Source organism: Cupriavidus sp. FW305-3-2-15-C-LB2 (genome assembly GCF_058787575.1).
In genome coordinates, this window is the sequence record NZ_JBYSZW010000102.1 from 1 (window position 1) to 7,068 (window position 7,068).

7 protein-coding genes are annotated in these 7,068 nt (G+C 68.5%); 3 read left to right on the forward strand and 4 right to left on the reverse strand.

The window, feature by feature from the left end; translation table 11 throughout:
* Positions 1-50: 50 nt before the first annotated feature.
* Together AC3WRR_RS35835 and AC3WRR_RS35840 are read right to left on the reverse strand one after the other, a co-directional pair.
* Positions 51-785, reverse strand: coding sequence for a VIT1/CCC1 transporter family protein (locus AC3WRR_RS35835; protein WP_011616790.1), 735 nt, complete (start codon positions 783-785; stop codon positions 51-53).
* A gap of 23 nt (positions 786-808) precedes the next feature.
* A complete protein-coding gene (locus AC3WRR_RS35840) occupies positions 809-1,711 on the reverse strand; it encodes a LysR family transcriptional regulator (RefSeq protein WP_081050259.1) in 903 nt (300 codons plus the stop codon).
* A gap of 98 nt (positions 1,712-1,809) precedes the next feature.
* Here AC3WRR_RS35840 and AC3WRR_RS35845 point away from each other — a divergent pair, with 98 nt between their 5' ends.
* The 3 genes from AC3WRR_RS35845 to AC3WRR_RS35855 all read left to right on the forward strand — a co-directional run bounded on the left by AC3WRR_RS35845 (position 1,810) and on the right by AC3WRR_RS35855 (position 4,623).
* Complete coding sequence (locus tag AC3WRR_RS35845; RefSeq protein WP_010811654.1) at positions 1,810-2,451, forward strand: glutathione S-transferase family protein; 642 nt, start codon at positions 1,810-1,812, stop codon at positions 2,449-2,451.
* A gap of 54 nt (positions 2,452-2,505) precedes the next feature.
* Positions 2,506-3,480, forward strand: a complete 975-nt coding sequence (locus tag AC3WRR_RS35850) for a pyridoxamine 5'-phosphate oxidase family protein (protein WP_058697870.1) — start codon at positions 2,506-2,508, stop codon at positions 3,478-3,480.
* A 135-nt stretch (positions 3,481-3,615) separates the two neighbouring features.
* Entirely contained in the window at positions 3,616-4,623 is a 1,008-nt protein-coding gene (locus tag AC3WRR_RS35855; RefSeq protein ID WP_010811652.1) for a Bug family tripartite tricarboxylate transporter substrate binding protein, read from the forward strand.
* Between the two features lie 36 nt (positions 4,624-4,659).
* Here the strand turns inward: AC3WRR_RS35855 and AC3WRR_RS35860 are convergent, their stop codons facing one another.
* Together AC3WRR_RS35860 and AC3WRR_RS35865 are read right to left on the reverse strand one after the other, a co-directional pair.
* Entirely contained in the window at positions 4,660-5,100 is a 441-nt protein-coding gene (locus AC3WRR_RS35860; RefSeq protein ID WP_492299552.1) for a hypothetical protein, read from the reverse strand.
* Positions 5,101-5,213: 113 nt separating this feature from the next.
* Positions 5,214-6,809 (reverse strand): exonuclease domain-containing protein, encoded by a 1,596-nt coding sequence (locus AC3WRR_RS35865; RefSeq protein ID WP_492299553.1) that lies wholly within the window; start codon positions 6,807-6,809, stop codon positions 5,214-5,216.
* Positions 6,810-7,068: the final 259 nt, after the last annotated feature.

The following is a 7,068-nucleotide window of genomic DNA, read 5'->3' on the forward strand; positions in this document are numbered from 1 at the left end:
GCGCCGGAGGTGGCGTAGCGGCGCGCATGTGCCGCTTGCCTCGGCGCGGGTCAGAGCGATCCGAACACGGTGCCCAGTCCGTAGGTGAAGGCTGCCGCCATGCCCCCGATCAGCACCTGCCGCAGCGCCGAGAACCATCCCGGGCGGCCATTGAACGACGAGGTGCCCCAGCCAACCAGGCCAAGGCCGGCCAGGCACGCGACGATGCTGCCGAACTGCGCCGATGGCCCTGCGGTCACGAGGAACGGCAGCAACGGCACCAGCGCACCGCTGCTGTACAGCACGAAGGAAATTACCGCCGCCTGCACCGGGTTGCCGCCGCGCTCCTGCGGGTTGATGCCCAGCACTTCGCGCGCAAAGGTGTCCAGGGCCGCGCGCGGGTTGCGCATGATCTCGTCGGCGGCACGCTCGGCATCGGCCGGCAGCACGCCCTTGCCCACAATCACCGTGACCAGCCGCTGTCGGGCCCGGATGGCATCATGCGCGAGCTCGTGCGCCATGTCGCGCAGGCGCTTGTTGTTCATCTCGCGACTGTTGGTCACCGACAGCCATTCGCCCAGCGCCATCGAGCAAGCGCCCGCCGCCAGGCCCGCCAGCCCGGCCAGGATGACGGCCTCGCGCGAGGCCGCCGCGCCCTCCAGGCCCATCACCAGGCAGAAGCTGGACACCAGCCCGTCGTTGACGCCCAGCACGGCTGCGCGCAAGGCGTTGCCGCTCGGTCGATGGAGCAGGCGCCGTACGCGGGTGCCGAAGCCGGTTGGAGTGGGGGCGCTCGACAGGGGCATGGTCCTTTTGCGATGGAGCGTTGTCAGTTGAAGCGCGGGCCCAGGTCATCCCGCATCCATTCGATAAAGGCGCGCGTGCGTGCCGGCAACAGTCGCGCATGGGGATAGATCAGCGATAGCGGCCATGCCGGTTGCTCGAAAGCCTCCAGCACGATGCGCAGTTTGCGTGCTTCGACCAGTTGCGCGACCTGATAGGACAGGAAGTGGCCGAAGCCCGCGCCTTCGGCACAGGCAGCCACGGCGGGCGCGGTCTGGTTGAATTCCAGGTTGCCGCTGACCTGCACGTGGAACTCCCGGCCGTCCTCCTGGAAGGTCCACCAGTGCGCGTGGTTGCCGGTGAAGCGCACGCAGTTGGCGCTGGCCAGTTCCTCGGGATGGCGTGGCACGCCGTGCTTGCGCAGGTAGGCGGGCGTGGCCACCACCACGCGGCGGATGCTGCCGACGGTCTGCGCCACCAGCGTGGAATCAGCCAGCGGGCCGATGCGCACCCCCACGTCCAGGTCTTCTTCAAGCAGGTTCACCACGCGGTCGGTGAATTCCATGCGGCAGCGCACGCGCGGATAGCGCTGCACGAAACGCGTGACCGCCGGCGCCACATACATCTGGCCGAACAGCACCGAGGCGGTCAGCGTGAGCTGGCCGCTGGGTTCGACATGGCTGGCGGTCAGGCCGGCCTCGACCTCGTCGATGGTGGCCAGGATGCGCCGGCAGCTGTCCAGGTAGCTGCGCCCCTCGCCGGTCAGCGACAGCCGCCGCGTGGTGCGGTTGAGCAGCCGGACCTGCAACTCGGATTCCAGCGCCGCCAGCGTGCGCACCACCGCCGGCAACGAGGTATGCAGCGTCGTGGCGGCTGCCGTCAGGCTGCCCTCGTCGACGATCCGCACAAAGGTCTGCATCGCGCGTAGCTTGTCCATGGCGCCACACATTACTCCATTCTTTGGAGTAGTCAAATATCAATTGCCCTATTTATTGCAACGACTTCGGCGCCCAGAATCCGGCTATCCCAACCGTTGAGGAGAGTGCTATGCAAGAAACCAATCGCCCCGCCAAGCCGCTGGTGCTGTACCGCTCGCCGGTGTCCGGCCACGCCCATCGCGCAGAACTGTTCCTGGGGCTGCTGGGCTTGCCCTGCCGGCTGGTGGACGTCGACCTGCGCGGCGGCGAGCAGCGCAGCGAGGCCTTCCTGCGCCTGAACCCGTTCGGCCAAGTGCCGGTGCTGGATGACGACGGCGTGGTCGTCGGCGATTCCAACGCCATCCTGGTCTACCTGGCCACGCGCTATGACGACGGCCGCTGGCTGCCGCGCGATCCGGTGGGCGCGGCGCGCGTGCAGCGCTGGCTGTCGGTGGCCGCCGGCGACATTGCCTTCGGGCCGGCGGCGGCGCGCCTGGGCGTGCTGTTCGGCAGGCCGGTGGCGATGGACGATGCCATCGCCCGCGCGCAGCGGCTGTTCACGCTGATGGAAATCCTGCTCGCCGGGCAGCCGTTCCTGGCGGCCGACCATGCCACCATTGCTGACGTTGCCGCCTACAGCTATATCGCCCGCGCCGAGGAAGGCAACGTGCCGCTGGCGCCGTACCCCGCGCTGAACGACTGGCTGCGCCGCATCGAAGCCCTGCCCGGCTTCGTGCCGATGCTGGTGTCGAAGGTCGGCCTGGCGGCGTAGCGCCTGCCGGACCCGCGTATCGCCAATCGATCCGACAAGGAAAAGGAGCTAGTCATGGATCTGCCCACATGGCCGCACGCCGGCCTGCCATTCCACGCCGGCGAACTGGCCGCCCAGGAGCGCGCCGGCAAGCGCGAACGCATGGCCGCGTCCGGCCCGCGGGTAATCCGTGGCGAGATGCCGGAGCAGCACCGCACGTTCTTTGCGCAGCTGCCGTTCCTGCTGGTTGGCGCCGTCGATGCCGACGGGCAGCCCTGGGCCACGATGCTGGCCGGGACGCCGGGGTTTGCGCATACGCCTGACGCCACCCACCTGCGTATCGACGCCGTGCCGCTGCCCGGCGACCCGGCGGGCCCGGCGCTGGCGCAGGGCGCGCGCATCGGCCTGCTCGGGATCGAGCTGCCTACGCGCCGGCGCAACCGCATGAACGGGGTCATCGTGGCGCGCGACGAGGGCGGGATGACAGTCGAGGTCGAGCAGAGCTTTGGCAACTGCCCGCGCTATATCCAGTTGCGCGACGTGAGCCTGGCCGAGCCGGCGCCCGTGCCGCCCGCCTGGCACGGCGACGCGCTGGATGAGCAGGCGGTGGCCTGGCTGCGCGGCGCCGATACCCTGTTCATCGCCACCAGCCACACCGCATCTCCGCAGGACGAGGGCGAGCACACCGGAGGCGCCGATGTCTCGCACCGCGGCGGCAAGCCTGGCTTTATCCGCGTCGATGAGGCCGGCACGCTGACGTTCCCGGACTTCAACGGCAACAACTTCTTCAATACGGTCGGCAACCTGCTGGCCAATCCGCAAGCCGGGATCGTGGTGCCGGATTTTGCCGATGGCTCGCTGCTGCATGTGGGCGGGCGCGCCGAGGTGATCTGGGAGGGCGATGAACTGGCGTCATACGCCGGCGCCGAACGGCTGGTGCGGCTGCATGTCGAGCGCGTGGTGCGGCGTGCGGCGGTATTGCCGCTGCGCTTCGGTTTTCGCGAATACTCGCCGGTGTTGGCGGACACGGGCGCGTGGCCGGTGCGTTGAGTCCGGTAGTCCGGGAGATTGTCATAAAAATGACATCAGAAAGTCACAAAAGAGTCACAATGGCGGCTGGCGACTGTTCGTAGCACCCGGAACCAGGGCGCTGGCGGGCAGCCCTGTATCAAGGAGAAATCAACCGTGGACAAGACGAAGAACAAGCCGCAAGCCCGCCGGGACATCCTGAGACACGCACTGCTGGCCCTGGCCGCCGCGCCGCTGGCACTGGCGGCGGGGACCGCGCAAGCGGCCTGGCCGGAAAAGCCGATCCGGCTGGTGGTGGCATTCCCGCCCGGCGGCCCGGTCGACACGCACGCGCGCCTGCTGGCCGAAAAGCTGCAGCCGATCCTGGGCCAGACCATCGTGATCGACTACAAGGCCGGCGCCGCCGGCAATATCGGCTCGGACAACGTCGCCAAGTCCGCGCCCGACGGCTACACGCTGCTGCTGGCCAACACTGGGCAGATGGCCATCAACAACTCGCTCTATCCCAAGCTGCCCTACAGCATGCCGAAGGACTTCGCGCCGGTGGCACGCACGGCGCTGATCCCGCTGGTGATGGTGGTCAACAACAACGTGCCGGCGCGCGACCTGAAGGCGTTCATCAGCTATGCCAAGGCCAACCCGGGCAAGCTGAACTTTGCCTCGGGCGGCAATGGCGGCATCTCGCACCTGATGCCGGAAATGTTCAAGCAGGCTTCGGGCACGTTCATCGTCCATATCCCGTACAAGGGCAGCTCGCCGGCGCTGACCGACGTGATGGGCGGCCAGGCGCAGATGATGGCCGACTCGATCCCGCTGTTCACGCAGTACATCAAGGCAGGCAAGGTGCGTGCGCTGGCGGTGACGTCGCCGCAGCGCTCTCCCGCGCTGCCGGATGTGCCGACGATGCAGGAGGCCGGGCTGAAGGGCTTCGAGGTGGTTGGCTTCTATGGCATGCTGGCGCCGGCGGGCACGCCCAGGGAGGTGGTCTCACGCCTGTCCGGTGCCTTGCGCACGGTGCTGGCCGACCCCGACACCAAGGCGAAGCTCGAGCAGCAGGGTGCCGAGCCCGCATGGCAGTCGCCGGAGGCATTTGCCGCCACGATCACGGCGGAGCAGAAGCGCTGGGGGCAGGCAGTGAAGGCGTCGGGCGCAAGTATCGACTGAGCCGGGCGGGCACCCGCGGGTGCCGTGGCTCTTGGCTCAGCTGCGGCCCCGATATTTCAGGCTTGCGCAGTGGCCGACGAGCGCGGTGATGCAGCAGGCATCGCCGCGCCATTCGCCGCCGATGACGATGCCGTCCTGGCCGGTCACCAGCTTGCGCTGGCATTGGCCCGGTACCGGCGTGCTCTCCATGCCGGCATCGCGCGGGCCGCTGCCCGGGGGGCGCGCGGGCGCAATCGAATCGTTCCAGACATAGGCCGTGCCGGAGGGCAGGACCTGCACCGATTGCGGCGGACCCCACTGGCGCTTCGCCTCATCGACGGGGACGTTTTTCCAGGAATCGAAGACGTCCTGCATGGCGCTGGCCTCCAGGCCGGCGCAGGCACCGGTGATGGCAGCCGCCCACAAGACGGCCAGGCTTGCACGCACGCTGACGGCGCCGCGGGCCGTTTCGGCCGGAAGGATTGGGTTGGCTGGCATGTAGGCTCCGCATCGGCGCAGCCGGCTGCAAGGGCCGGCCTGTGCAGGCTAGCGGAGCCGCGTGCCTCGCTGCAAGCGTGCTCTGCGCGATGACGCACAGAGCGTGGCCGGCTTCAGTCGGAGACCAGGCCCAGGGGTTGCTGTGCGGCAGCCGGTGGCGCCTTGCGGGCAGTCTGTCCGGCCGGGATGCGTGCCGGGCGTGGCGCCCGGGCGGGGGCCTCGGGGGCGGTCAGCGTGAACGGCCTGTGCACGGACAGCGGCACCGCCTGCGGCATCCATTGCGCCAGCCGCGGCGCGAGGATCTGGTATGTATCGAGGTCGAAATGCGCTGGCGCTGCCGCCAACGCCTGCGCTTCTTCCAGCGTGGCTGCGCAGCCCAGGTAGCACCAGTCGTCGGCGACATGCCACCAGGTGCGTCCGTCGTGCTGCTCGCGCCAGGCAGCCGGGCCATCGAAGGGCCAGGGCATCAGCGCGATCGGCGCCAGCGCGGCGGCCAGCCGGGAGCGGTGCGCGCCCGACGGCTCGGCGCCGACGCAGGCACCGGCGCAGCGATGGACCTGGCGCGCAAAGCAGGGGCTGCCACGGCGGGTGGTTTTCTCCAGCGACAGCGTGGCCAGGCACAGGCCGTGTTCCTGCGCCAGCGCGCGCAAGCGAGCCTCGGCCGCGCCGCGGCTGCCGAACACGCCGAACAGGTCGCGATGCCGGCAGAAATCCGTATCTCGATCCGAGCGCAGGCGTGGCACCGGCAGCTGCTGTGGCAGTTCCCAGGCATAGAGCCGGGCATTGCGGCGCAGCAGCTGGTTGTGCACCGGCTGCATCGCCTTGACCAGCCGGGCTTCGAGCAGCAGCGCGCCGGTCTCGCCGCCGGTCTCGCGCCATTCCACACGGCGTACCAGCCGGGCCAGCCGCATATCCTTGCCGTACCGGTAGTCGCCGGAGAAGTGGGCGCCGATCCGTTGCCGCAGGTGCACGCTCTTGCCGATATAGAGTGGCACGTCCTGGTCGCCATAGAAGATATAGACACCGGGCGCCGCCGGCACGTCTTCCAGCGCGGTTTCGTCCAGGCCGGCCGGCAGGCTGGCCCGCCGCACCAGCGTGCGCACGGCCGATTCCACCAGGTCGACCGAATACGTGGCATGGATCTTCTGCCAGAACTGCCACAGCAGCTCGGCATCGGCCAGCGCGCGGTGGCGGCCCTTGGGCGTCAGGCCGAAGCGCGCGATCAGCGCATCCAGGCCGTGGCGTTCCACGGAGGGGAACAGCGAGCGCGACAGCCTTACCGTGCACAGCACGTCGGCCCGGAAGGTCACGCCGGCACGTCGGAAGGCGTTCTTCAGGAAGCCATAGTCGAAGCGCGCGTTGTGCGCCACGAACAAGCGGCCTTGCAGGCGTTCGGCAAGCGATTCCGCCAGTGACTCGAAGCTCGGCTGGCCGCGCACCATCTCTTCGGTAATGCCAGTCATGCGCTGGATGAACGGCGGGATCGACATGCCGGGGTCGAGCAGGGTGTCCCATTCAATGATGCCGTCCGGGCCGACTTCGACCACGCCGATCTCGGTAATGCGGTCGCGCTGTGCGTCCGCGCCGGTGGTCTCCAGGTCGACAAAGACAATAGGGCGCGACAGCGCCGCGGCGAGAGCTTGGGCGTCGAGCAGGCGCGCCCCGTCCGCTGGCAGACGCGACGGCAGGTAGGTAGGCATGTCAGGCATTTGCCGATTCTAAGGCGGCGCTGATGGTGGCACGAAGAAGTTTTCAAAAACCCCTTGCCAACCCCGCTGCGGTCACTTAATATTCGCCCCCTCGCAACACACAACGCAGCGCTGCAAAGCAGACGCAGCAAGGGATGCGGGGTCGACCGGGATGGTTGGCGCAGCGAAGTTTGCAGCGCTGGCCGCAGCGAAAAAAGTTGCTGAAACGGTTGACGAAACGAAGAAAGCTCTGCATAATCTCGTTTCTCTGCTGCAGACA